Source organism: Bradyrhizobium sp. cf659, assembly GCF_900113725.1.
Classification (GTDB): domain Bacteria; phylum Pseudomonadota; class Alphaproteobacteria; order Rhizobiales; family Xanthobacteraceae; genus Bradyrhizobium.
In genome coordinates this window covers 193354-214667 of record NZ_FOQJ01000002.1, presented here as the reverse complement: position 1 = coordinate 214667, position 21314 = coordinate 193354, and the positions used below count along the sequence as shown (strand labels likewise).

At 65.0% G+C, this 21314-nt stretch carries 20 protein-coding genes; 8 read left to right on the top strand and 12 right to left on the bottom strand.

Features of this window, described 5'->3' with window-relative positions; translation table 11 throughout:
* Positions 1 to 30: 30 nt before the first annotated feature.
* Positions 31 to 1380 (bottom strand): ABC transporter substrate-binding protein, encoded by a 1350-nt coding sequence (locus BM118_RS10140; RefSeq protein ID WP_092184796.1) that lies wholly within the window; start codon positions 1378 to 1380, stop codon positions 31 to 33.
* Between the two features lie 246 nt (positions 1381 to 1626).
* Between BM118_RS10140 and BM118_RS10135 the strand changes: the two genes are divergently transcribed.
* Positions 1627 to 3117, top strand: a complete 1491-nt coding sequence (locus BM118_RS10135) for a glycosyl hydrolase family 79 N-terminal domain-containing protein (protein ID WP_092184794.1) — start codon at positions 1627 to 1629, stop codon at positions 3115 to 3117.
* Positions 3118 to 3123: 6 nt separating this feature from the next.
* On the opposite strand, the gene BM118_RS10130 is transcribed toward BM118_RS10135, so the two are convergent.
* The gene (locus BM118_RS10130) at positions 3124 to 4425 is read right to left on the bottom strand and encodes an MFS transporter (RefSeq protein WP_092184792.1); all 1302 of its coding nucleotides are present in this window, start codon (positions 4423 to 4425) and stop codon (positions 3124 to 3126) included.
* Between the two features lie 371 nt (positions 4426 to 4796).
* Between BM118_RS10130 and BM118_RS10125 the strand changes: the two genes are divergently transcribed.
* The 3 genes from BM118_RS10125 to BM118_RS10115 are packed head-to-tail and all read left to right on the top strand — an operon-like array spanning position 4797 to position 8214.
* A complete protein-coding gene (locus BM118_RS10125; RefSeq protein WP_092184789.1) occupies positions 4797 to 5660 on the top strand; it encodes an ABC transporter substrate-binding protein in 864 nt (287 codons plus the stop codon).
* Positions 5661 to 5667: 7 nt separating this feature from the next.
* Positions 5668 to 7401 carry an FAD-dependent oxidoreductase gene (locus BM118_RS10120; protein WP_092184787.1) on the top strand — a complete coding sequence of 578 codons (1734 nt, stop codon included), beginning with the start codon at positions 5668 to 5670 and terminating at the stop codon, positions 7399 to 7401.
* A gap of 18 nt (positions 7402 to 7419) precedes the next feature.
* Positions 7420 to 8214 carry an IclR family transcriptional regulator gene (locus tag BM118_RS10115; RefSeq protein WP_092184785.1) on the top strand — a complete coding sequence of 265 codons (795 nt, stop codon included), beginning with the start codon at positions 7420 to 7422 and terminating at the stop codon, positions 8212 to 8214.
* A gap of 171 nt (positions 8215 to 8385) precedes the next feature.
* On the opposite strand, the gene BM118_RS10110 is transcribed toward BM118_RS10115, so the two are convergent.
* The 10 genes from BM118_RS10110 to BM118_RS10065 all read right to left on the bottom strand — a co-directional run bounded on the left by BM118_RS10110 (position 8386) and on the right by BM118_RS10065 (position 17688).
* Positions 8386 to 9168: an SDR family NAD(P)-dependent oxidoreductase gene (locus tag BM118_RS10110; protein ID WP_092184783.1), complete on the bottom strand. Its 783-nt coding sequence runs from the start codon at positions 9166 to 9168 to the stop codon at positions 8386 to 8388.
* Positions 9169 to 9226: 58 nt separating this feature from the next.
* The gene (locus tag BM118_RS10105) at positions 9227 to 9817 is read right to left on the bottom strand and encodes a thiamine pyrophosphate-dependent enzyme (RefSeq protein WP_092186120.1); all 591 of its coding nucleotides are present in this window, start codon (positions 9815 to 9817) and stop codon (positions 9227 to 9229) included.
* Positions 9818 to 9822: 5 nt separating this feature from the next.
* Positions 9823 to 10365, bottom strand: coding sequence for a thiamine pyrophosphate-binding protein (locus BM118_RS10100; RefSeq protein ID WP_092184781.1), 543 nt, complete (start codon positions 10363 to 10365; stop codon positions 9823 to 9825).
* Between the two features lie 308 nt (positions 10366 to 10673).
* Positions 10674 to 11363 (bottom strand): GntR family transcriptional regulator, encoded by a 690-nt coding sequence (locus BM118_RS10095; protein WP_244550119.1) that lies wholly within the window; start codon positions 11361 to 11363, stop codon positions 10674 to 10676.
* A 120-nt stretch (positions 11364 to 11483) separates the two neighbouring features.
* Positions 11484 to 12227, bottom strand: a complete 744-nt coding sequence (locus BM118_RS10090; RefSeq protein ID WP_092184777.1) for an aspartate/glutamate racemase family protein — start codon at positions 12225 to 12227, stop codon at positions 11484 to 11486.
* Between the two features lie 9 nt (positions 12228 to 12236).
* On the bottom strand, positions 12237 to 13502 hold the full coding sequence (locus BM118_RS10085) for an NAD(P)/FAD-dependent oxidoreductase (RefSeq protein WP_092184775.1): 1266 nt from the start codon (positions 13500 to 13502) through the stop codon (positions 12237 to 12239).
* A gap of 3 nt (positions 13503 to 13505) precedes the next feature.
* A complete protein-coding gene (locus tag BM118_RS10080) occupies positions 13506 to 15167 on the bottom strand; it encodes a thiamine pyrophosphate-binding protein (protein WP_092184773.1) in 1662 nt (553 codons plus the stop codon).
* On the bottom strand, positions 15164 to 16390 hold the full coding sequence (locus BM118_RS10075; protein WP_092184771.1) for a pyridoxal phosphate-dependent aminotransferase: 1227 nt from the start codon (positions 16388 to 16390) through the stop codon (positions 15164 to 15166). Before BM118_RS10075 ends, BM118_RS10080 begins: the two co-directional genes overlap by 4 nt.
* Before the next feature lie 10 nt (positions 16391 to 16400).
* A complete protein-coding gene (locus BM118_RS10070; RefSeq protein WP_092184769.1) occupies positions 16401 to 16754 on the bottom strand; it encodes a RidA family protein in 354 nt (117 codons plus the stop codon).
* A 16-nt stretch (positions 16755 to 16770) separates the two neighbouring features.
* Complete coding sequence (locus BM118_RS10065) at positions 16771 to 17688, bottom strand: NAD(P)-dependent oxidoreductase (RefSeq protein WP_092184767.1); 918 nt, start codon at positions 17686 to 17688, stop codon at positions 16771 to 16773.
* A gap of 237 nt (positions 17689 to 17925) precedes the next feature.
* On the opposite strand from BM118_RS10065, the gene BM118_RS10060 reads away from it, so the two are divergent.
* The 4 genes from BM118_RS10060 to BM118_RS10045 are packed head-to-tail and all read left to right on the top strand — an operon-like array spanning position 17926 to position 20976.
* Entirely contained in the window at positions 17926 to 18765 is an 840-nt protein-coding gene (locus tag BM118_RS10060) for a transporter substrate-binding domain-containing protein (RefSeq protein WP_092184765.1), read from the top strand.
* Between the two features lie 13 nt (positions 18766 to 18778).
* Entirely contained in the window at positions 18779 to 19441 is a 663-nt protein-coding gene (locus tag BM118_RS10055; RefSeq protein ID WP_092184763.1) for an amino acid ABC transporter permease, read from the top strand.
* Positions 19438 to 20208, top strand: a complete 771-nt coding sequence (locus BM118_RS10050; RefSeq protein WP_092184761.1) for an amino acid ABC transporter ATP-binding protein — start codon at positions 19438 to 19440, stop codon at positions 20206 to 20208. Before BM118_RS10055 ends, BM118_RS10050 begins: the two co-directional genes overlap by 4 nt.
* Positions 20209 to 20247: 39 nt before the next feature.
* On the top strand, positions 20248 to 20976 hold the full coding sequence (locus tag BM118_RS10045; protein WP_177234176.1) for an aspartate/glutamate racemase family protein: 729 nt from the start codon (positions 20248 to 20250) through the stop codon (positions 20974 to 20976).
* The last annotated feature ends 338 nt before the right edge of the window (positions 20977 to 21314 follow it).

The following is a 21314-nucleotide window of genomic DNA, read 5'->3' as shown; positions in this document are numbered from 1 at the left end:
GGCGCGCTTGTTACGTCAGGGAAGCAGGTTTCAGGCCACCTTGAAGTCGTTCCAGCGCTTGTTCATGTAGGCGGCTTCGTCCATCAGCGTATTCCAGCACGAGATGTTCTTGACGCGGTCGAGGAACGAGCCGCCGTCGCGCTTGGTGCCGGCCTTCTCCATGGGCACGCCATAGGGATCGTTGACCACCTCAGGCGCGGGCTGGCCCTCGTACCAGAACGCCCATTCGGCAGGGGTGAGGAATTTCTTCGCGGTCGACGGCACCGGGCTGTAATAGCCGTAGCGCGCGACGAAGCCGCCCTGCCAGCCGGACAAATACCAGTTGAGATATTCGTAGGCCGCGTCGAGCTTCTTGCCGGAGAGATGCCTCATCAGGCCCATGCCGTTGCACCAGCCGCGATAGCCTTCCTTGCCGTTCTTGACGTTGACCGGCGCATAGACGCATGGAATCTCCTTCACGCGGACCGCAGCCACCGCCGGCGACCACATCGACTGGATGACCACTTCGCCCGCCGCCATGAGCTGCACCGACTGGTCGAAGGTGGTCCAGGTCGCGCGGAACTGGCCCTGCTTCTTCAGCTCGATCAGCTTGTTGCAGGTGAAGTCGATCTCCTCCTTGGTCATGTTGCCCTTGTTGCCGTACTTGATCAGGCCCGCGCTTTCGAAGCAGAGCGCGGCGTCCATGATGCCGATCGCGGGCACATCGAGGATCGCGGCCTTGCCCTTGAACTTCGGGTCGATCAGGTCCTTCCACTCGGTGACTTCATGGCCGACGAGATCGGGGCGATAGCCGATGGAGTCGGCGTTGTAGACCTGGGGCAGGAAGGTCGCCCAGTCGGTGACGCCGTCATGCAGATCGGTCGAGTCCGGCTTGGAGATGTACATGGCCTCATAGGGCGAGATGCCCTGGCGCGGGATCTTGTGGCCGTCGATCTCGCCCTTGGTGAAGATCGGCAGGATGTTGTCGAATTCCTTGATCTTCTTGACCTCGATGCCCTGGATCACGGCACGCTTGGCGGCGAGCTTGGCCTGCCAGCCCTCGAGATCGGCAATATCGACCGTATTAGGCTGGCTTATGAAGCGATTGATGGCGGCGGAGGTGTCGAGGTTCTGCATCGTCACCTTGAAGCCGAGATCCTTGGCCGCCTGGTCACCGATCGCCTTCACCACCGAGTAGGAGACGCCGACATGGCGCAGTTCGATGTCCTTGATCTCCTGCGCCCAGATCGTCGGGAAGCCGCGGATCGCGTCCGATCCTGCGGCGGCACCGGCGACCACCGCCGCCCCCTTCAACAGCGTGCGGCGGCTCAGCTTTTTCTGCCGTACGTCCCTGGTCTCCGACGGATCGGCCGCGGATGTTCCCTTGTCCCTGTCAAGCATGGCAACCCTCGTTGGCTACAATGAACGCTCGCACCGGTCGCCATTGACCGGCTGCGGATGTGATCAGTTGCGCGTGAGGCTATGGGCGGGATTTTGCGAAGTAAAATTGGAAGTAAAAATTCGCGATATAAGGGGGGCTAATGGTTCGGACGGCTGCATTTGCTTTTGGCAGCGCGCATAAGAAGGCGTCAGGACGTGCATACAAGACGGCGAATTCAACGCGGCGGACTTTTTCACGCAGCACGTGTGACAAGGCTTGCGCTGCTCGCGGCCGGAACATCGTGCGCGGCGCACGCCGGCGCCGTGTCGGTCGCGCCTGCGGGGCTGCAAGCGATCGGTACCATCGATCCCCGCTTTCAGTCCTACAACATCGAGATGGTGGAGGTGACCGGCGGGCGGTTCTGGAAGCCTTATCCGCAAACGATGCGCGCGCCGGCCGACAAGGATCGCTACAGTTACAGACCTCCGATCGATCTCGGAAACACGCGTCTGCGCAAGCTCGCGATGGCGTTGTCGCCGGCGTATCTGCGCGTGAGCGGCACCTGGGCCAACGCGACGTTCTTCGCCGACACCGAGAGCGCGCCGGCCGCGCCGCCATCGGGATTCAACGCGGTGCTAAGCCGCGCGCAGTGGCGCGGCGTCGTCGACTTTGCGCGCGCAGTCGATGCGCAGATCGTCACCTCCTTTGCCATCAGCCCGGGCAGCCGCGATGCGGATGGTCTTTGGAGGCCGGATCAGGCGCAACGCCTGATCGACTATACGCGTTCGCTGAGCGGCCACGTCGCCGCCGCCGAATTCATGAACGAGCCGACGCTCGCGGCGACGAACGGTGCGCCGCCCGGATACGATGCGAAGGCCTATGTCCGCGATGTCGGGATCTTTCACGAGTGGATGCTGCGCGCCGCGCCGGGAACGCTGATCGTCGGACCGGGCTCGGTCGGTGACACTGCTTCCGCCGGCGCGTCCGGCCTCCGCACGCGCGATCTGCTCGCCGGCTCAGGCTCCGCTGTCGATCGCTTCTCCTATCATCACTACAACACGATCTCGCCGCGCTGCGGCGGCCGCGATGAGCCGGCAGGCGCGCTGTCCGAAGCGTGGCTCGCCCGCACCGATGCCGCGCTAGCGACTTACAAATCGCTGCGCGACGAATTCGCGCCGGACAAGCCGATCTGGCTGACGGAAACCGCGGACGCTGCCTGCGGCGGCAATCGCTGGGACAAGACTTTCCTCGATACGTTCCGCTATCTCGACCAGCTCGGACGCCTGGCCAAGGCTGGCGTTCAAGTGGTGATGCACAACACGCTGGCCGCGAGCGATTACGGATTGCTGGACGAGAAGACGTTCCGCCCGCGGCCGAACTACTGGGCTGCGCTGCTCTGGCACCGGCTGATGGGAACGATCGTGCTCGACGCGAACGCACTCGCCGCGCCAGATCTCCATCTCTACGCGCATTGCCATCCGGGCATGCGGGGCGCCGTGTCCGTGCTTGCGATCAACGCGTCGCGGCAAGCACCATCCACCCTGACGCTGTCACACCCCGTCGAGCGTTACACGTTGCATGCGACGCGGCTGCAAGACGCGACCGTGCAGCTGAACGGCAAGACACTCGCGCTGAGTGCTGATGACGAACTGCCCCGACTTGAGCCGCGCGCAACGCCTGCGGGAGCGATCCGGCTTGCGCCGGCGACCATCACCTTCCTGGTGTTCCCAGCGGCCGCGAATCGTACCTGTAGTTAGCCGCTCTCAGGATTTCAGCGCGTCGCGCGCCGTCTCCGGCGCCATCAGCGTCGCGACGATCGTGATGATCGACAGCGCGATGATGTAGACCGACACCGCCCAATACGAGCCGGCCCATGCGAGCAGCGCGGTTGCGATCAACGGCGAGAAGCCGCCGCTGAGCGCGGCCGCGACGTTGGCACCAAGCGATGCGCCGCTGTAGCGCACCTGGGTGCGGAACAGCTCCGGCATGAACGCGGCCTTCGGCCCGAACAGCAGCGCATGCGTCAGCGTCATCGTGACGACGAGCGCGAGCGTGATCAGCGCCGGGTCCCTGGTGTCGAGGAACCAGAACAGCGGAAACGCCAGCGCCACCGAGAACACGCCGCCGGCGAGATACAGCGCCTTGCGTCCAAAGATATCGGACAGCCAGCCTGCAAGCGGCAATGTGGCGAATTCGACGATCGCAGCATAGACCAGCGCATCCAGGATCACCTGGCGCGGCAGGCCGAGCTTTGTCGTGGCGTAGACCACGGTGAAGACGGTGAGGAGGTAGGCGAGCCCGACCTCCGAAACCGTGATGCCGACCGCCAGCAGGAAGCTGCGCCAGTCGCGGCGAAGCACTTCCCACACCGGCTGCGCCAGCACCTCCTTGCGCTCGACCACCTCCTTGAAGTGCGGCGTCTCCGCAAGCTTGAGCCGCACGATGAAGCCGACGCCGACGAGCACAATGCTGATCAGGAACGGCACGCGCCAGCCCCAGCTCAGGAAGTCGGCCTCAGGCAGCTTCGTCATCAGGGCGAAGATGCCGGTGGACGCGGCAACCCCGACAGGAAAGCCGATCTGCACCAGACTGCCGTAGAAGCCGCGGCGATCGCCGGCATGTTCGATCACCATGACGACCGCGCCGCTCCATTCGCCGCCGAGCCCGATGCCCTGGACGAAGCGCAGGACGATGAGCAGGATCGGCGCCCACACGCCGATCTGGCTGTAGGTCGGCAGGCAGCCGATCAGGAAGGTGCCTAGCCCCATCGCGATCATGGTCGCGACCAGCATTGTCTTGCGGCCGAGCCGGTCGCCATAATGCCCGATGATCGCGCCGCCGATCGGCCGCGCCACGAATCCGACCGCATAGGTCGAGAACGCCGCGAGAGTGCCGACGAAGGGATCGAAGCTCGGAAAGAACAGCTTGTTCAGCACCAGCGCCGCCGCCGTGCCGTAGATCAGGAAGTCGTACCACTCGATCGCGGTGCCGAGCGCGCTCGCCCACACCACATGCGCCGTCGTCGATCTCTCCGTCGCGCCGGAGACCCCCGTTGCTGCCGTCATGCCATGCCCCAAAGATTCCTCGGCGGCATCATGGCCAATCGCGATGGCGGTTGCAACCTGCGGGGGTGTTGCTGCCGGCGATGACCACAGCGGGAATGGTGGCGCACAACTGTTTCAACAGCGTCATTGCGAGGAGCTCGTGCGACGAAGCAATCCAGACTGTCTCCGCGGAAGGATACTGGATTGCTTCGCTACGCTCGCAATGACGCTGTTGAGGTAGTTGCCCCCCTGCCTCCCCATCGTCGTCCCGGCACAGGTCGGGAACCCGGCCGACTTGTATTCGCCATTGACAAATTCGTTCGCTAATATCTAACTTACCGCCAACTTATGACCCGCCGCGCCAAGCGGCCCATAAAAAAGAGGGAACGACGATGAGAGGGTTTTTGGCCTGCGCCATGCTCGCGGCCATGACTTCGGCTGCCATGACGTCAACCGCGACCGCGCAGGTCTCCGACGATGCGGTGCGGATCGGCGTGCTGACGGATCTGTCGAGCTGGGGCCGTGACAACAGCGGGCCGGGGTCGGTCGAAGCCGCGAAAATGGCGGTCGAGGAATTCGGACCGACCGTACTCGGCAAGCCGATCGAGATCATCAGCGCCGACCACCAGATGAAGACCGACGTCGGCGTGCAGATCGTGCGCGGCTGGTTCGACAACGGCAAGGTCGACGCCGTCGTCGACATCCCCAATTCCGGCATCGCGATCGCCGTCCACAACATGGTGCGCGAGCGGGGCAAGATCGCCCTGCTCTCCGGTCCCGGCGCGAGCTCGCTGACGGACGAGCTGTGCAGCCCGAACACCGTGCATTTCACCTACGACACCTACGCCCTGTCGAAGGTGACCGCCTCCGCGGTGATCAAGGAGGGCGGAAAATCCTGGTACTTCATCACCGCCGACTACGCCTTCGGCCAGCAGCTCGAGAAGGACGCCACGCGCTTCATCAACGAGATGGGCGGCAAGGTGCTCGGTGGCGTGAAGCACCCGACCAATACCGCGGACTTCTCGTCCTTCGCTCTCCAGGCACAGAGCTCGAAATCCGACGTCGTCGCCTTCGCCAACGCCGGCCAGGATACCGACAACGCCATCAAGCAGTCCGGCGAGTTCGGCCTGGTCCAGGGCGGCCAGAAGCTCGTCGGCAAGGAACCCTGGGACTACCTGGAGATCATCAAGACGGTGAAGGGCGAGGACGCCTTCCGTCCGGTCTCCGAGTCCAAATGTCCGCTGCTGAAGAAGTGAGGCCCGCATGACCGGCAACGAGCGCAACGCAATTGAGACTTACGAGTGCGATGTGCTCGTCGCCGGATCGGGCGCCTCCGGCATGTCGGCGGCGATCACGGCGCGCTATCGCGGCCTCGACGTGCTGATCGTCGAGAAGGAGCCGCGTTTCGGTGGCACCACCGCCCGTTCCGGCGGCTGGCTCTGGATCCCCGGCACATCGCTGGCGAAAGCCTACGGCATCGAGGAGACGCCGGAGCAGGCCCGCACATATCTGCGGCACGAGGCCGGCAATAATTTCGACGCCGCGCGCGTCGATGCGTTCCTGAGCGCCGGTCCCGAGGCGGTGGATTTCTTCACCACCAAGACCGCCCTTCGCTTCGACATGCCACTGGTGTTCCCGGACTATCACGCCGAAGCGCCCGGCGGCGCGCAGGGCGGCCGCTCCATGGTGACGCGCCCGTTCGACGGCCGCGCGCTCGGCGAGCAGATCAAGACACTCGGCATGCCGCTGCCGGAGCTGACTGTGTTTGGCATGATGTTGGGCTCCGGCAAGGAGATCATCCATTTCATGCGGGTGACGAAATCGCTGACCTCCGCGGTCTATGTCGCAAAGCGCCTGTCGCGGCATCTGATGGACGTGCTGCGCTACGGCCGTGGCATGACGCTGACCAATGGCAACGCGCTGGCGGGGCGGCTGGCGAAATCAGCGCTCGATCTCAAGATTCCGATGTGGCTGTCCTCTCCCGTGCGCGAGCTGACGGTCGAGAGTGGCACTGTCACCGGCGCCGTCGTCACCCGCGACGGGCGAGATATACGCATTCGCGCAAGGCAAGGTGTGGTGCTCGCCTGCGGCGGCTTTCCGCATGACGTCGAACGCCGCAGAAAAATGTTTCCGCATGCGCCGACCGGCAACGAGCACTATTCGCCGGGCCCGACCGGCAACACCGGCGACGGCTTGCGCCTTGCGGAAAGCGCCGGCGGACATGTCGAGGACCGTCTGCCGAATGCCGCAGCCTGGGTGCCGGTGTCGCTCACCACGCGCAAGGACGGCTCAAAGGGCGTGATGCCGCATTTCATCGACCGCGCCAAGCCCGGCGTGATCGCGGTGATGCGCGACGGCAGGCGGTTTGCCAATGAAGGCAATTCCTACCACGACTTTGTCCAGGCCATGGTCAAGGCGGCGAAACCCGGCGAGGAGATCGCCGCCTTCCTCGTCTGCGATCACAAGACGCTGCGGAAGTACGGCCTCGGCTGCGTGCCGCCCTTCCCGATGCCGACAGGCCATCACCTCAAGACCGGCTACCTCATGCGCGGCGACACGTTAGAGGCGCTCGCGGCGAAAGCCGGCATCGACGCCACGGCCTTCGCCGGGACCGTCAAGCAGTTCAATGCGACCGCGCCGCTGGGACACGATGCCGCCTTCGGCAAGGGATCGAAGGCCTACAACCGCTACCAGGGTGATGCGCTGCACGGCCCCAATCCTTGCGTTGCACCGATCGAGAACGGCCCGTTCTACGCCATCAAGATGGTCATTGGCGATCTCGGCACCTATGCCGGCATCGTCACCGATGAGAACGCGCGGGCGCTCGACGCCGAAGGCCGGGTCATCCCCGGGCTGTACGCCGCCGGCAACGACATGGCGAGCATCATGGGCGGCAATTATCCCGGCGCCGGCATCACCCTTGGGCCGGCGCTGACCTTCGGCTACATTGCCGGCCGTCATCTTGCCGACAGCGCCGCCAAGCGCAACGCGGCGTAAGCATACGCCAGGAGGCGCATGAAGAGAGAAAGCCGCGGCATCCAGTCGATCGAGGTCGGCGGAGAACTGCTCCGCGCCCTCGCCCGCAGCGGCGAGCCGATGATGCTGCGTGACCTCGCGCGCGAGGCCGGCATGACGCCGGCCAAGGCGCATCCCTATCTCGCCAGTTTCTCGCGCATCGGGCTGATCGAGCAGGACGAGACCACCGGCCGCTACGAGATCGGCGCGCTGGCGCTGGAGCTCGGCCTCATCAGCCTGCGCCGCCTCTCCGGCGTGCGCATCGCCGGACCGAAGATCGCGGCGCTTGCGAGCCAGATCGGCCACGCGGTCTCGCTGGCGGTCTGGGGCACGCATGGTCCGACCGTGGTGCAGCTCGAAGAGCCGGGCCAGCCGGTACACATCGTAATGCGGGCCGGCTCGGTGATGGCGCTGCTGGAGACCGCGACCGGCCGCGCCTTTGCGGCCTTCCTGCCGGAGAAGACCATCAATGCCGCGCTCGAAAGCGGCCTCGACCGTCACGGCGTCGGTTACAATCCGAAGCGGGCGGTGAAGGGCGCGAAGGTCACAGAGATGCTGACCGAAGTCCGCAAGCACGGCCTCGCCCGCGCGCTCGGCGATCCCCTGCCCGGTGTCAATGCGTTCTCGGCACCGGTGTTCGATCACGCCGGCCATGTCGCGCTGGTCATCACCGCGATGGGACCGGAAGGCACGTTCGATGCGCGCTGGGACAGCCCGATCGCGCATGCCTTGCGCGACTGCGCCGGCGCCATCTCGAAGCGGCTCGGCCACGGGATCACGGTTGCGGCGGAGTGAGCGATAGTTCTCCGAGTCGTCCTGGCGAAAGCCAGGACCCATACCGCGTGATCTATCGAGCGCGGTTGGTCGTCGTACCGAACGTCGAGTCTTCGCCAAATATCTTTCTGGGGTAATGGGTCCTGGCTTTCGCCAGGACGACATCGAAGACATGGCCGATTGGTACGCCCGCTACCACTCCTTCACCGGCACCGTGTAGTTCAGGATCAACCGGCCGCCGTCGGGATAGATCGTCTGCCCCGTGATGTAGGACGCATCGTCGCTGGCGAGGAACGCAACAACGGAGGCAACCTCGCTCGGCTCACCACCGCGGCCGGCTGGCGTGCGTGACATCACAGTCTTGCGGGCATCCTCCGAGGTGTAGATGGAAGACGCCACCATGTCGGTCAGGATCGTGCCCGGCCCGACCGCCACGACGCGGATGTTGTGCGGGGCCAGCGCGACGGCAGCAACCGAGGTGAGCTGCTTCATGCCGCCCTTGGAGATGGCATAGGTCGCAAGCGTCGGGATCGCCAGCAGTGCATTGACCGAGGACATGTTGATGATGACCCCGCCGGCGCTGCCTTGCGCGATCATCTGCTTCGCCGCCGCTTGCACGCCGAAGAACGCGCCTTTCAGGTTGATGGCGATGATTTCGTCAAAATCCTGCTCGGAGATATCAAGAATGTTCTGGTTGCGAGCGACGCCGGCATTGTTGACCATGATGTCGAGCCGGCCGAATTCTTTCACGGCGGTCGCAACGAGCTGGTCGACGTCGGCACGCTTGGCGACGTTGCCGGGGACGGTGCGCAAGGCATCCGGCCGCCCAAGCTCGGCAGCCGTCGCGGCGAGGCCCTCGGCATCGACGTCCGAGATGACGACCTTGACGCCGTCGTCCAGGAATCTCTTCGCGCAGGCCTTGCCGATGCCGCGCGCCGCGCCGGTGATGGCGGCGACCTTGCCGGATAGTTTCATGGTCTCACTCCAGAATAGCTGCTTGGACGGCGGGCTATCGCCGGGTGAGATACCCGGCTCAGGCCGCCGCAAATCCGAGGTGAGCACGGAACCGGTTCTTGATAAAGACGGCATCGCGCGAGGGCAGCGAGCGCGGCGGATTTTCCGCCAGAACCTTGATGACGAAGAGTCGCGGCCCCTCGCCCGGGGCGGCGATCTGCGCTGCGAGACGTTCCACCTCGGCGATCGTCCGCGCGATTCCGGTCGCGGCAAAGCCGCAGGCCGCGGCAATCGCGGTGAGATCGACGCCGCGCCCGGTATGGCTCGCCTGCATCCCGGTCTCGCCGAAATGCTGATTGTCGATCACCACGATGTCGAGATTGCGCGGGCGCGCGACGCCGATGGTGGCAAGACCGCCGAGGCCCATCAATTGCTCGCCGTCCCCGGTCAAGGCGAGGACGCGCTTGCCGGGCTGCGCCTGCGCCAGTCCAAGCCCGATCAGCGCGGCGCCGCCCATGGCGCCCCAAAGGTAGAAATTGCCGTCGTGGTCGCCGACGGAATGAAGATCATAGGTCGGGGAGCCAAGGCCGGCGACGACCAGCGTGTCCTTGCGGTTCTTGAGAAGCGCGGCGACGGCGGCACGGCGATCGAGCTGAGACATATCGGACATCGACATCACCACTTCTTCTTGCCGATCAGGCGCTGCCCGATCAGCACTGCGATCTGCTGATCGGACTCGTAAGCGAGCGACGCCGCGGATTCGACCGTCTCGACCAGATCCTCCGCCGTCTCCGCGCGCATCACCTTCAGGCCGATCGCCTCCAGCGAGGGCTGCGTCGCCCGGCTCATCGGCACCTGCCAGGGATTGAACTCGGCCCATTCGCCGCGCATCGTCACCAGCATCAAGAGCGGAAAGCGGCCGATCGCCGAGAGCGAGAGCATGTTGATGCAATTGCCGACCCCGCTCGACTGCATCAGCAGCACGCTGCGCTGGCCGCCGAGCCAGGCGCCCGCGGCAATGGCGATGCCCTCCTCTTCGGTCGTCAGCACGTTGGTGGTGACGTCGCGGTCGGCCGAGAACAGGCGAATGAGCTGGCTGTGGCCGGCATCCGGCACATAGGACATCTGCCTGACGTCAGCGGCCTTCAGGACGCGATAGAGCTCGCTCGGCCAGTCGTCGCTCGAGCGCGTTTCAAGATCGGGTTGAGGGCTGTGCACCGCGAGGTCTCCGTGAGAGTCGAAAGGACGCTAGCGATGTTCGCGCGCGAAGGCTCTGACCGTCTGGCACGATCAGATATCGAGGGATTGTATAGCTGATGTTCTTTCGGGTGAATCTAATACAAGCGCGATGCGCATTGCTGCGCCCTCTCCCCTTGTGGGAGAGGGCATCACCGCAGGTTGACGCGAGCTGACTCGGGTGAGGGGTTTGTCTCCGCGCACGCATGCGCAGCTATATTTGTCGAAAGATACCCCTCATCCGGCGCTTCGCGCCACCTTCTCCCACAAGGGGAGAAGGAAGAAAGAACTCAATTCGCCGCCGACCTCGCAGCCGGCATATAGATCTGCGCGTAGCCTTCCTTGATCGCGGAGGTGATGCGGTCGAGGCGGCGGTCGATGTGCTTTTCCAGCACGGAGACGCAAGCCTCTTCATTGCGCGCCTTCAACCCTTCGACGACGGCGCGGTGCTCGGCCTGCGTGTTGGAGCGGTTGACGCGGTCCATGTCGATCCAGCGCACGAAGCGGATGCGGGCGTTGACGTTGCGCAGCACGCGCAGCATCTCGGCGTTGTTCGACATTGCCATCAGCCGTTCGTGAAAGGTCTCGTCGAGCTCGACCAGCTCGACCGAGGAGCGCTCGCCGGGATCGGGACCGGTCGCTTCGAGGAATTTCAAGAGCGCGTCGATGTCTTCATCTTTGGCACGCTTGACAGCGAGACGGACCGAGGCGACCTCGATCGACTTGCGCAGCTCGTAGAGATCGAAGATCTCGTGCGCGTCGAGCTCGCGGCAGAAGAAGCCCTTGCCCGGCGTGAAGCGCAGGAAGCCTTCGGTGTTGAGACGGTTGAGCGCCTCGCGCAGCGGCGTACGGCTGACGCCGAGACGTTTTGCCAGCTCGCCTTCGTTGAGTCGTTCGCCAGGTTTGAACTCGTAGCTCACGGCCATCGCCTTGAGCTGTTCATAGACGCGATCGACGATGCTATCGGAAGCCGGTTCCACGCTGCTCTTCATAAGCTGCATTCATGCCCAAACACAGCCCAATATACCGGGGCTGTGAAGACGATTGCAATGCAAAGGACGGCTTGGCAGAGCTTGTTCAGAGCTTTGCGACACCTGGAATCAGGCAAAGACGCGCGGGCGCAGTCCAGCATGAAACCAGGTGATCATGGAATAGATATCATAGACCGGCAGCCCGACCTCGGCCTGCAAGGCTGCCGCATAGGGCGGCATGTTGGTGCATTCGAGCACGATGGCGCCGACGTCGGGGTTCTTTGCGACGAGCAGCTTGCCCGCCTCGACCACGTCGCGCTCGGCCAAGCCGACGTCCATGTCGTCCTTCTCGGCCTTGATCAGGACACGGAAGAATTCCTTGCCATGCTCGGTGCCGACCAGCGGCGTATCGAGCGGCACGCCGGCGCCTTCGAGATGGGCCGGCGTCAGGGTCGAGCCCGACACCGTGACCAAGCCAACGCGCTTGCCGGGCGGCAAGGTCGCCTGCACCCACGGCACCTGCATCAGCGAAGAGGTCGCAACCGGCACGCCGACGGCCGCCGCGATCTCCCTCTGAAACAGCGAGAGGAAGCCGCAATTGGTGGTGATGGCTTCCGCGCCAAGCCGCACCAGATCCTTCGCCGCATCGATGAAGTCAGGCAGCAGGCCGGCCGCGCCCTTCAGCACCACCTTCTCCGGCGAGGCGCCGCTCACCACGCGATAGAGTACCGGGAACGGCCAGGTCGTACCGTTGCCCATGTCGCCGGGAATGCGGGGAAAGCGCGCCTCCAGCATTAGGATGCCGAGCGGCGCGCCATAGATGGCCTTGCCGCCACGGGCGACACGGGAGGACGAGTTGGCAGGATAGGTCATGGTGCGATCTCAGAGGAAACGATCGGGCGCAAACGGTGCGAGCGGAATTTCCGGCGCCTTGCCGCTCAGAAGCTGGGCGACGAGACGGCCGGTACGGGCCGAGCCGACCAGGCCGACATGGCCGTGGCCGAAAGCATAGACGATGTCGCGCGAGACGCGCGCGTAACCGATGCAGGGACGTCCGTCCGGCATGCTGGGCCGATGACCGAACCAGGTCTTGATGCGTGAGGCCGGAATGTCCTTTGGCAGTTTTGGGAACATGCTGAAGAGATGGCCGCGCAAGATCTCAGCGCGCTTCCAGTTCGGCGCGGCCTCGAGGCCGGCGATCTCGACCGTGCCGGCGGCGCGCAGGCCCTTGTCGGTCCAGTTCACCACCATCTTTGCATCCGATGCCATCATCGAGCTGCGCGGACCGGATTCAGGGTTCTCGATCATGACGTGATAGCCGCGCTCCGTCTCGAGCGGCAGCGGATCGCCGACCGACGCGGTGAGCCGTTTCGAATGCGCGCCTGCCGCGACGACGGCAGCATCGCAAGGTATCTCGCCGGTTTCAGTGAGAACAGCCACCAGCTTGTTGCCGTTGAGCTTGAGGCCGGTCGCCTTGGCACACACCAGCTTCACGCCGCTCGCCAGCGCATGATTGGCAAGGGCCGCAACGTAGGCGCCGGGATCGCGGCAGCGTCCGGCTTCCTCCACCACCACGCCAAACGTGTAGCGGGGATGCAAATCCGGCTCGCGCTGCCGCATTTCGTCGGCGGAAAGCTCGAGCCATTCGACGCCGACGCGCTTGCGCAGCCGCCAGCCGAGATCGCCGTCAAAATTGCCGCGCGACGGGAACACATGCATCACCCCGTTGCGCTCGATCAATTCAGGAACGCCGGCCTCCTCCGCGAGCTTCCTGTGCAGCAGCGGCGCATCCTTGAGGAGATCGCGGAGCGCGAAGGCGGTCTTCTCGACGCGCGCCTCGGTCCAGCCCGAGAGCAGGTACTTGATCAGCCAGGGCAACGCCTTCGGCAAATACGACCAGCGGATCGCGAGCGGGCCGAGCGGGTCCATCAGATAGCCCGGCACCTTCTTCCAGATGCCCGGCTCGGCCGGTGGGATCACCGAATGCGACGACAGCCAGCCGGCATTGCCATAGCTCGCCGCCTGTTCGCCACCGGGCTCGCCCGGATCGATCAGCGTGACGCGATGACCCTCGCGCAGCGCCTCGATCGCGCTGATCACGCCGACCGCGCCGGCTCCGATGATGGCGACGTGGCGGCCTTCGGGCATCGCTTACGCCTTTACCGACGGCACAAAATCCTTGCCGACCGAGATCGCGCGCGGATCGATGATGCAATGGAGGATCGACGGTTTTCCCGACGCGAGTGCGCGCTCGAATGCCGGTGCAAACTCCTCGGTGCGCTCGACACGTTCGCCATGGCCGCCGAACGCCTTGGCGTACATCGCAAAGTCCGGGTTCTTGAGCTGGGTGCCGACGACGCGGCCGGGATAGTCGCGCTCCTGGTGCATGCGGATGGTGCCGTATTGCGAATTGTCGACGACGATGACGACCAGCGGCGCGTCGTACTGCACGGCGGTCGCGAATTCCTGCCCGTTCATCAGGAAGCAGCCGTCGCCGGCAAAGGCAACGACGGTGCGATCCGGATATTGGCGTTTCGCGAGCACAGCCGCCGGCACGCCGTACCCCATCGAGCCCGAGGTCGGCGCGAGCTGGGACGCAAAACTGTGGAAGCGGTGATGGCGATGAATCCAGCCGGCATAATTGCCGGCGCCATTGCAGACGATCGCGTCCTTCGGCAGCCGGTCGCGCAGCCAGGTCATGACCTGGCCGTACTGGAACGTGCCCGGCAGTTCGCGCGCCTTCCCGGTCCAGGCGAGGTAATCGGCATGCGCCTTGGCGGCCTCGCCCTTCCAGGCAACCGCGCCGGAGGGCTTCAGCGTCTCCACAGCGGCGGCGAACGCCGCGGGCGTCGCCTGGATCGCCAGCGCCGGCTGATAGACCCGGCCGAGCTCTTCCGAGCCCGGATGCACATGGATCAGCTTCTGCTGCGGGGTGGGAATGTCGAGCAGCGTGTAGGACGAGGACGGCATCTCCGACATGCGGCCGCCGATGAGCAGAATAACATCGGCGCCGTCGATGCGCGCCTTCAGGCCCGGGCTCGGCCCGATGCCGAGATCGCCGGCATAATGCGAATGGTCGGCGTCGATCAGCGAGGCCCGGCGGAACGAGGTCGCCACCGGCAAGTCGAACCTCTCGGCAAAGCGCGCGATGCTCTTGGTGGCCTCATCGGTCCAGCGCGAGCCGCCGAGAATGACGAGCGGCGCCCTGGCGCTCGCGAGCATGGCGCCGACGCGCTCGATATCGGATGGCGCGGGCCAGCTGACCGCCGGCTCGATGCGCATGGCATCGGCGACCGCGGCGGTCTCGGTCAGCATGTTCTCCGGCAGCGAGATCACCACAGGACCCGGACGGCCCTGCATGGCGACGCGGAAGGCGCGCGCGACCAGCTCCGGAATGCGGTCGGGGCGATCGATCTCGACCGCCCATTTCGCCATGGTGCCGAACACCGCCTTGTAGTCGAGCTCCTGGAACGCCTCGCGCTCGCGCATGCCGGTGTCGACCTGGCCGACGAACAGGATCATCGGCGTCGAATCCTGCATCGCGATGTGGACGCCATGGCTGGCATTGGTCGCGCCCGGTCCGCGGGTGACGAAGCAGACGCCCGGCCGGCCCGTGAGCTTGCCATAGGCTTCCGCCATCATCGCGGCGCCGCCCTCGGCGCGGCAGATCATGACGTCGATCGGGCTGTCATGCAGCGCGTCGAGCGCGGCGAGATAGCTCTCGCCCGGCACACAGGTGACGCGCTCGACGCCCTGGGCGACGAGCTGATCGATCAGGATCTGGCCCCCGGTGCGGGTGTTGCGAATGGTCATGACAGCTCCCTGCAGGCTTTGGCGATGCGCATCACGGCCTCGCGCAAGTTTTGTTCCGAGGTGGCGTAGGACAGGCGGAAATAAGGTGCAAGGCCGAAACAGCTGCCCGGCACCACGGCCACGTCATGCCTCTCCAGCAGAAAGCGGCAGAACGCGGCATCGCTGTCGATGGCGGCACCATCCGGCGTACGGCGTCCGATCAGGCCGGCGCAGCTCGCATAGGTATAGAACGCGCCTTCCGGCCGGCGGCAGGTGACGCCGTCGATGGCATTGAGCGCGTCGACCACGATGTCCCGGCGCCGCTGGAACGCGGCGCGGCGCTCGATCAGAATGCCTTGCGGGCCGGTCAGCGCGGCGATCGCGGCGGCCTGGCTCACCGAGGACGGATTGGTCGTGCTCTGGCTCTGGACAACGGCCATCGCCGCGATCAGCTCACGCGGGCCGCCGCCATAGCCGACGCGCCAGCCGGTCATGGCATAGGCCTTGGAGACGCCGTTAACGGTCAGCGTGCGCGATTTCAGGCTCGGCTCGAGGGCGGCCGCGGTCACGAACGGCATGCCGTCGTAGATGAGGTGCTCGTAGATGTCGTCGGCGATCAGCCAGACATGCGGATGGCGCGTGAGCACGTCCAGGATCGGGCGAAGCTGCGCCGCCGAATAGGCCGCGCCAGTCGGATTGGACGGTGAATTCAAAAGCAGCCAGCGCGTCTTCGGCGTGATCGCGCGCTCGAGATCGGCGGCATCGAGACGAAAACCGTTCTCCTCGCGGCAGAGCACGTCGACCGGCGTTCCGTCGGCGATGCGCACCATGTCGGCATAGCTGGTCCAGTAGGGCGCGGCGAGGATGACCTCGTCGCCGGGGCTCAAGGTCGCCATGAAGGCGTTGTGGATCACCTGCTTGGCGCCGGCGCCGGCGGTGATCTCGTCCGCGGCATAGACGAGATCGTTCTCGCGGCGGAATTTCTCGGCGACCGCCGCCTTCAATTCCGGCGTGCCGTCCAGGATGGTGTATTTGGTCTGGCCGGCGCGGATGGCGCGCTCGGCGGCGTCCTTGGCATGGTCAGGCGTGTCGAAATCAGGCTCGCCGGCGCCCAGCACGATCACCGGCCGTCCCTCGCGCTTCAGCCGCTGCGCGACCGCGCCGATCTTGAGGATCTCGGAGACGCCGATCGCGCTGATGCGCTGTGCGGGGCGGAAGCCGGATGCGGGAGCCTGGACGGTCACGGCCGAGCCCTTACTTGCGCGCGGCGATCGCGATCACTTCGATGCGGAAGGCGGGATCGGCAAGCTCGACCTTGCCGCAAGCGCGCGTCGGCGCGTTGCCTGGCACGACCCACGCATCATAGACGGCGTTCATCGCGTCGAAATCGTCCATGGTCTTGAGCCAGACCTGCACGCTGAGCAGGCGCGACTTGTCGGTGCCGGCGCGCGCCAGCATGTCGTCGACCTTGGCCAACGCCTCGCGGGTCTGCTGGGTGATGTCGGCGATCTTGGTGTCCGCCACCTGTCCCGCGAGGAAGACGAGATCGCCGAACACGGAAGCGCGGCTGCGGCGGGCGTTCTGGTCGATGCGAGTGATATCCGACATGGGATGTCCTTATACTTTACTTGCCGGTGGCGATGATGCGGCGGCAGTGGTCGAGCGCCGCGCCGATGAGGTTGTCGCTCGCCTCCGGCGTGCGGAACGCCGAATGCGCCGACAGCGTCACGTTCGGCAGTTTTGTGAGGGCATGGCCAGCCGGCAGCGGCTCGACGGTGAAGACGTCGAGGCCTGCGTGCGCAATGTGGCCGGAGCGGAGCGCATCGAGCATCGCGTCCTCGTCGACGACGGCTCCGCGCGCGGTGTTGATCAAAATGCTGCCCGGCCGCATCTGCGCGATGCGCTCACGCGACAGGAAGCCTTTGGTCTCGTCGTTGAGGAGCAGATGCAGCGAGACGACGTGGCTCTCGGCAAGCAGCTTTTCCAGCGAAACGAACTCGACGCCGGGATGGGTCTTCGGCGTCCTGTTCCAGGCGATCACCTTCATGCCGCAACCTGCCGCCATGCGGGCGGCTTCCGCGGCGATGCCGCCGAAGCCGATCAGGCCGAGGGTCTTGCCGGTAAGCTGGAGTGCGTCACGGCGCAGCCAGTTGCCCTCGCGCATGCCGCGGTCCATCTCGCCAAAATTCCGCGCGGAGGCCCACATCAGCGCGATCGCGCATTCGGCGACGGCCGTGTCGCCATAACCCTTGATGGTGTGCACGGCGATACCGCGCTCAGCCATCTCTTCCGGATTCATGTAGCTGCGCGCGCCGGTGCCGAGGAAGACGACGTGCTTCAGCTTGGCGCACTTCGCGGCAATCGCGGTCGGCACCGCCGTGTGATCGACGATCATGATCTCGGAATCGCCGAGCAGACCGGGCAGATCGTCGGGCTTGATCGAGGGATTGCGGTTGATGCCAACAGGCAGATTGTCGATGCGCAGCAGCTTGTCGGTCACCGCCGCCAGGGTCTCGTTCGCATCGACAAATAGAGCGCACACAGGCCTCTCCTTCAGATCATGAAATAGTTGCGTTCAGTCTTGTATTCAGACTTGCATGCCGTTGACAACCCCTACCGCCGCCGAATTTTGCGCAATCCTGCCAAGATATTGGGCTCATCTTTGCCTTGCCGCACAAATGGTCAGCAACATGAAATACCGTATTGCATTTTATCCTGAATACAGAAATAGTCCAGTGGCCGGAGACGATCCGACCCAAATTCCAGGGAGACAGAGACCATGAATCGCAGGGACGCTCTCACCAAAGTCGCGCTGGCAGGCGCCGCGATTGCCGCCGCGAGCAGCTCGGCCAAGGCCGACACCGCGCCGACCTCGACTCTCGACCGCATCAAGAAGAATGGCGTGCTGCGGGTCGCCGTCATCGTCGGCCAGGAGCCCTACTTCCATAAGGATCTCGCCACCAACGAGTGGTCCGGCGCCTGCATCGAGATGGCCAAGGACATCGCGGGCAAGCTCGGCGCCAAGGTCGAGACGCTGGAATCGACCTGGGGCAACCAGATCCTGGACCTGCAGGCCGACAAGGTCGACCTCGCCTTCGCCGTGAACCCGACGCCGGAGCGCGCGCTCGTCATCGACTTCTCGACGCCGATCCTGGTGCACTCCTTCACCGTCATCACCAAGAAGGGCTTTGCCAAGCCGCAGACCTGGGCCGAGCTCAACAAGCCCGAGGTCAAGATCGCCGTCGACATCGGCTCGACGCACGAGACGATCGCGCGCCGCTACTGCCCGAAGGCGACCATCCTCGGCTTCAAGAACCGCGACGAGGCGATCCTTGCGGTTGCGACCGGGCGCGCCGACTGCAACGTCTCGCTGGCGGTGCTCTCGGTCTCGACCCTGAAGAAGAATCCGAACCTCGGCGATCTCGCGATCCCGCGCCCGCTCCTGACGCTGCCGACCAACATGGGCATCCGCGCCGAAAGCGACCGCCGCTACAAGGACTTCCTCAGCGCCTGGGCCGACTACAATCGTTCGATGGGCCAGACCCGCGAATGGATGCTCAAGGGCTTCGAGGCGGTCGGCCTCACCGCGGACGACCTTCCGGGCGAAGTGCAGTTCTGACGGCCGTTCGACGATGTATGTCTGGGAGTTCGCGGCGCTCAAGCCGTATTGGGGCCTGATCTGGCAAGGGCTCCTGGTCACATTGTTCTACACGGCGATCACGGTGGCCGCGGGCCTCGTGATCGGACTGATCGTCGGCATTCTGCGCACGACGGCACCGCGCTGGGTCTCGGTGCCGCTGCGTCTCTACATCGAGGTGTTCCGCTGCACGCCGCTCCTGGTGCAGCTGGTCTGGATGTACTACGCCCTGCCCGTTCTGATCGGCGTCGACATGTCGCCGGCGATGGCCTGCTTCATCGCGCTGTCGCTCTATGCCGGCTCGTTCTACGCCGAAATCTTTCGCGGCGGCATCGAGGCCGTCGACACCGGCCAGTGGGAGGCCGGGCGCGCCATCGGCATGCGCCGCGGCAAGATCTTCCGCCGCATCGTGCTGCCGCAGGCAACCCAGGTGATGATTCCCTCCTTCATCAACCAGACCATCATGCAGCTCAAGAACACCTCGCTGGTGTCGGTGGTCGCGGTCGGCGACCTCCTTTATCAGGGCTCGGTGATCACGGCGACGAGCTACAAGCCGCTCGAGGTCTACACCACGATCGCCGTGCTCTATTTCGTCGTGCTGTTCCCGCTGACGCTGGTCGCGGACCGCGTCGAGCTGAAGATGGGAGCGCATCGATGAACGCGAACGGCGCGACGCTGGTCGCTGATAACATCCACAAGGCATTCGGCGATCACGAGGTGCTCAAGGGCGTCTCGCTCTCGGTCGCGCGCGGCGAGGTTGTCACCCTTATCGGCGCCTCCGGCTCGGGCAAGTCCACCTTCCTGCGCTGTCTGAACCTCTTGGAAATGCCGCAGCAGGGCGAGCTCGCGATCGGCCCGCACAAATTCGCCTTCGGCAAGGGCGTGCGCGCCGCGGGCGATGCGCAGCTGGCGCTGCTTCGCCGTAGCGTCGGCATGGTGTTCCAGCATTTCAACCTGTTCCCGCACATGTCGGTACTCGGCAACATCACCGAGGGTCCGGTGCAGGTGAAGGGCATGGTGCGGAGCGAAGCCAACGCGCTCGGCCGCGACCTGCTCGCCAAGGTCGGCCTCGCCGACAAGGCCGACGCCTTTCCGAGCCGCCTCTCCGGCGGCCAGAAGCAGCGCGTCGCGATCGCGCGCGCGCTCGCGATGAAGCCCGACGTGATGCTGTTCGACGAGCCGACCTCGGCGCTCGATCCGGAGCTCGTCGGCGAAGTGCTCTCCGTCATCCGCAGCCTCGCCGCCGAAGGCATGACCATGGTGCTGGTCACGCACGAGATGGCATTCGCCGCCGACGTATCGACGCGCGTCGGCTTCATGAACGACGGCGTCATGGCCGAGATCGGCACGCCCGAAGAGACCATCCGCCAGCCGCGCAGCGAGCGGCTGAAGGCGTTCCTGAGCCGGTTTCACGAAACGCATTAGACTGCCAGTCACGACCAACCCGAATCGGTGGGGAGACTTATGAAACTTCGCGGCGGCTTCACGAATTACGGCGAGACAATCGGCATCCTGATGCTCGATACCCGCTTCCCGCGCCCGCGCGGCGACATCGGCAACGCGCTCTCCTACGACTTCCCGGTGCGCTACAAGATCGTGCGCGGGGCGCACGCGACCCGGATCATGGGCGACCAGCCCGATCCGACCCTGCTCGAGCCGTTCATCGCCGCGGCCCGCGAATTGGAAGCCGACGGCGTCAAAGCGATCACGACGAGCTGCGGCTTCCTCGCGCCGTTCCAGAAGCAGCTCGCGGCTGCCGTGAACATCCCGGTCTTCACCTCGAGCCTGATCCAGGCGCCGCTGATCCACGCCATGCTGCCGCCCGGCAAGGTCATCGGCATCTTCACCGAACGCGGCCACCACATGAACGAAGGGCACTTCCGTGGCGTCGGCTGGTCGCCGGACGAAATCGCGGTTCAGATCCAGGGCATGAAGCCCGATGCGCAGTTTCCCGCAACCTACATTCTCGGCCGCGAGGAGCTGGACACCGACGTGCTGCGCGCCGAGATGATCGAGATGACGCAAGCCTTCATGGCGTCCTGCAAGAACCCCGGCGCGATCCTGTTCGAGTGCACCAACATGTGCCCGTTCTCGAAGGACGTGGCCGAGGTGTCGGGCCTTCCGGTGTTCGACATCAACACCCTGATCAATTTCTTCTACCGCGCAGCCCATCCCGTACCGTTCCTGCGCTGAACTTGTCGGGACGGCGCCGCGCCACGTTCAATCCCGCGACACCCGCGGCGTTGACGGCGTGACGTTCGCCGGCGTGTGGAATTCGAGGCGCGCGCGATTTTTCCTCGCGCACCCGCTATCGTCGCCGAACTCGACATACTTTCTTTTGCGGCCCCCAGCCCATTGCGACCAGGGCGTCGCCGAGTTCGCCTCGACAGACGTCGAGGTTGTGCCAATTACGGACATCCGGATCGCGGCACGATGATCCGACAGGTTGATTTATCTCAAGACTGCATTCGGAACGCGAGTTAGCCTATTTTCGCAAGGCAGCGATACGTCCGGACAATCGGGAGGTAAAG

What these genes read in the sequence shown, in the direction of transcription:
- BM118_RS10125 (WP_092184789.1), top strand. Translation starts at nt 4,797, where the DNA reads ATGAGAGGGTTTTTGGCCTGCGCCATGCTCGCGGCCATGACTTCGGCT.
- BM118_RS10120 (WP_092184787.1), top strand. Translation starts at nt 5,668, where the DNA reads ATGACCGGCAACGAGCGCAACGCAATTGAGACTTACGAGTGCGATGTG.
- BM118_RS10090 (WP_092184777.1), bottom strand. Translation starts at nt 12,227, where the DNA reads ATGACCTATCCTGCCAACTCGTCCTCCCGTGTCGCCCGTGGCGGCAAG.
- BM118_RS10050 (WP_092184761.1), top strand. Translation starts at nt 19,438, where the DNA reads ATGAACGCGAACGGCGCGACGCTGGTCGCTGATAACATCCACAAGGCA.
- BM118_RS10115 (WP_092184785.1), top strand. Translation starts at nt 7,420, where the DNA reads ATGAAGAGAGAAAGCCGCGGCATCCAGTCGATCGAGGTCGGCGGAGAA.
- BM118_RS10140 (WP_092184796.1), bottom strand. Translation starts at nt 1,380, where the DNA reads ATGCTTGACAGGGACAAGGGAACATCCGCGGCCGATCCGTCGGAGACC.
- BM118_RS10130 (WP_092184792.1), bottom strand. Translation starts at nt 4,425, where the DNA reads ATGACGGCAGCAACGGGGGTCTCCGGCGCGACGGAGAGATCGACGACG.
- BM118_RS10110 (WP_092184783.1), bottom strand. Translation starts at nt 9,168, where the DNA reads ATGAAACTATCCGGCAAGGTCGCCGCCATCACCGGCGCGGCGCGCGGC.
- BM118_RS10070 (WP_092184769.1), bottom strand. Translation starts at nt 16,754, where the DNA reads ATGTCGGATATCACTCGCATCGACCAGAACGCCCGCCGCAGCCGCGCT.
- BM118_RS10105 (WP_092186120.1), bottom strand. Translation starts at nt 9,817, where the DNA reads ATGTCCGATATGTCTCAGCTCGATCGCCGTGCCGCCGTCGCCGCGCTT.
- BM118_RS10045 (WP_177234176.1), top strand. Translation starts at nt 20,248, where the DNA reads ATGAAACTTCGCGGCGGCTTCACGAATTACGGCGAGACAATCGGCATC.
- BM118_RS10055 (WP_092184763.1), top strand. Translation starts at nt 18,779, where the DNA reads ATGTATGTCTGGGAGTTCGCGGCGCTCAAGCCGTATTGGGGCCTGATC.
- BM118_RS10060 (WP_092184765.1), top strand. Translation starts at nt 17,926, where the DNA reads ATGAATCGCAGGGACGCTCTCACCAAAGTCGCGCTGGCAGGCGCCGCG.
- BM118_RS10085 (WP_092184775.1), bottom strand. Translation starts at nt 13,502, where the DNA reads ATGCCCGAAGGCCGCCACGTCGCCATCATCGGAGCCGGCGCGGTCGGC.
- BM118_RS10080 (WP_092184773.1), bottom strand. Translation starts at nt 15,167, where the DNA reads ATGACCATTCGCAACACCCGCACCGGGGGCCAGATCCTGATCGATCAG.